Origin of the sequence: Enterovibrio nigricans DSM 22720 (genome assembly GCF_900167155.1) — a bacterium.
In the GTDB taxonomy this organism is placed as follows: Bacteria; Pseudomonadota; Gammaproteobacteria; order Enterobacterales; family Vibrionaceae; genus Enterovibrio; species Enterovibrio nigricans.
Genome location: NZ_FUXU01000183.1, coordinates 1 through 2,711 on the forward strand (window position 1 = coordinate 1; position 2,711 = coordinate 2,711).

Consider the following 2,711-nt stretch of genomic DNA (forward strand, 5'->3'; position numbering starts at 1 on the left):
GAATCGACTCTTTAATGTCGAGGTAATTTACACGTAATTTCAGGAAGCGGCGGGGTGAAATCCGCCCGATTGAATTTTTTGCAACAACCCCCTACCAACCGCTTAACATGGATCAGCGCCTAAGCAATATCACATGGAAAGCAAACACGCAGTATTTACGTCAGCAGGGCGTGTCTGCCGGCGTTGTGCAATGGACACAATATGGCAGCGAAACCTTTGGGGGCGAGTCTGGATGGCTCGCTTCTCGCATGGCAATATGGATGAAGCAAAACCCACTTTGGTTTGGACTTTATTCAGACCCTGACTACTTTTCTCATATTGACGCGCCGCCGAGCGAACAAAAAACCTACCTCGACAGACTGCTTCAAAAAAACAAAGCGACACTCTTAGCGTGGAAGCCTTGGCTGGACGCACACGAGAAAAGCATTGCTGGACTGTATATTCCTTTTGAACTCTCTGATTACTACTTTCTAAGCAAAGACGCCCAACGCCACTTAAACGGTGCATTGCGTGCATTTAAGCAAGAAGTTAACCGCCCAGTGGCGATCAGTGTCTTTATCAATGGCGCCATGCCACCTGACGCCTTCTCTACTTGGATCGCTTCTGTTCAGCAAACAGGGGTGCAGGTATGGCTTCAAAATGGACGAGGGACTGGCGCGCTCCCCAAAGAGACGGTTCAACGCTACATTGATGTATTACCATCAGATGTTGGCATAATCGACGAGATATTCCATCAAGAAAGTGCATTACCCTTCAAGGCGAGACCCATGACCGAAGCAGAAAAGCAAAAGGCGCAGATAGCCGTAGGAGCTTGCCATCCGCGCCTTACATTTTCATTCAGGTATTGGCGTCCTATGCCGTTTCCATTGCCAATACCCTAACGGGCAATTTAGAGCGGCGTACCATTCACATCTGTTGCGATAAGCAAAAGGTTATCGACATTATCGCTTTGGTCGGCAATCCAAGGAGACATACAAGCACGATCTTTCACACAGGGGTCGGTCAATGCTTCAAGGAAAGCGACCAACTGCCAACGCTCTTTTTCACTTAGCCAGATGTACGGCAGTTTGGAAGTGGCGTATGCCCTTTCAAGCTCCGTTTTTTCCACCGCGAGCTTTGTGTTTTCGACAGCATGAGGATAGACGTTCTCACAGTCAGCAAGTCCGTCGAATTGCGGCAACGCACACCATCCGCCTTTGGCAAAGTACGCCTTCACAGCTTCGGTCGGATTGACATGGTGGTCAACGACCTCCTTCAAAGACTGGTAGGCGCCAGCATGTCCATATGGCTTGGTTACTTCCACGTTTAGCAAACCCGGCGTTCGGAAGCGGTAGCGATCGTCACTATTCCCTGTCGCCATTTCCCGGCCAAAATCATCGTCGTTGACAACGCCTTTACCCACACCGATTTGCGGAAAGCCAATAGCATGCGTTTCACCATCGGTAAAAAACGTGCCCGAGTGGCAATTTGTGCACCCTCCCCCGCCCATCTCTGAGCGTGTTAAGAACATCGTTGCACCCGCAACTTGGTCCGCATTCAGCGCATCTCTATTGCCATCGACATACTGCTGCCAAGGCGAGTTAACGAACACCATGGATCGCTCATACTCCCCAATCGCCAACGCAATATTCTCATAGGTGATCAGAGTTTCTGCATCTGCAACCAGATTGAATGCTTGCTGAAATTCTGCCAGCCAATGATTCACTGCGAGCTCACCTTGCCCGATACCGTAGTCGCCTAACCGGGCCGCTAAGTGCTGACGCACCGCTTCGTTCCGGCTCCCTGCTTCAAATGTCGTGTCGCGCATTTCGGCTTGGGAGGTCACAGGAAATCGCGCTTGTGCCGTTGCGAGATTGGGCCCTGCGAGAGGATCAGCGATACCGAGTCCTGAATCTGGCGTACTGATGGGTGAAGCCGCACCATTTTGTCCAGGCTCTTGGCCTAAGCTTTCCAGACGCGAATCCCAAAACAAAGTGGTATCCCAAAGCCCTAAATTAAATACAGTTGGGCTATTTCGCGGAACATCTGGCAATGAATCTCCATCGATGCGTCCTACGCCTAAGACTTCAGGTCTTGCCGCATTGACACCCACAGGCAGACTCAATTCATCGGACCCTCCCAGCATGGGGTGGTGACAGCTCACACAAGCAACGTCTTTGTCGCCGCTGAGGCCTTTGGTGAAAAAGAGTTTTTTACCGAGTTGTGCTAACGGGTCATCAATGGCTGGAAGTACCCTTCCTTCTGCCGGGTTCCCTCTCAGCCCCTGTTCATCAATCAATTTTTCCAGCGCGATATGGTCAGCAACGTCAATATTCGAATTGTTCGATTGGCTCCAAGCCATGGTCGCGCTCGTACTTAGACCAACAGCCAGCAGAGCCGTTGATACATGTTTAAATACTCGCATTGTCTTCCTTTACCTTATTATTGTTTAAATGATGCTCGGCCTCAAAAGAGACCAGAAAGCAAGACAATTAGACCAGCATTAAGTACAAGGATTAACACAATCATAAGATGCCGCGACTTACCTCATGAACCCGCAACGTTGTTGCACTATTGTTAATTCAATAACTTTAACTCTCCCGAAAACCAAAATTCACCCAAAAGTATTGAGTACATTTGACGAGGCTTTGTTGCTTAAATCGATGGAACTAAATCTAGAAGCTACGATCTGATCGGCTACACCCATCAATCGTCGTAGTCTCATGTCTAAA

Annotated in this window: 2 protein-coding genes; one reads left to right on the top strand and one right to left on the bottom strand. The window is 49.3% G+C overall.

The window, feature by feature from the left end:
• The first annotated feature begins 107 nt into the window (after positions 1-107).
• The gene (locus B5D35_RS23340; protein WP_078754789.1) at positions 108-881 is read left to right on the top strand and encodes a DUF4434 domain-containing protein; all 774 of its coding nucleotides are present in this window, start codon (positions 108-110) and stop codon (positions 879-881) included.
• A gap of 8 nt (positions 882-889) precedes the next feature.
• Here B5D35_RS23340 and B5D35_RS23345 read toward each other — a convergent pair whose 3' ends face one another.
• The gene (locus tag B5D35_RS23345; protein WP_078754790.1) at positions 890-2,404 is read right to left on the bottom strand and encodes a cytochrome-c peroxidase; all 1,515 of its coding nucleotides are present in this window, start codon (positions 2,402-2,404) and stop codon (positions 890-892) included.
• Positions 2,405-2,711 lie beyond the last annotated feature (307 nt).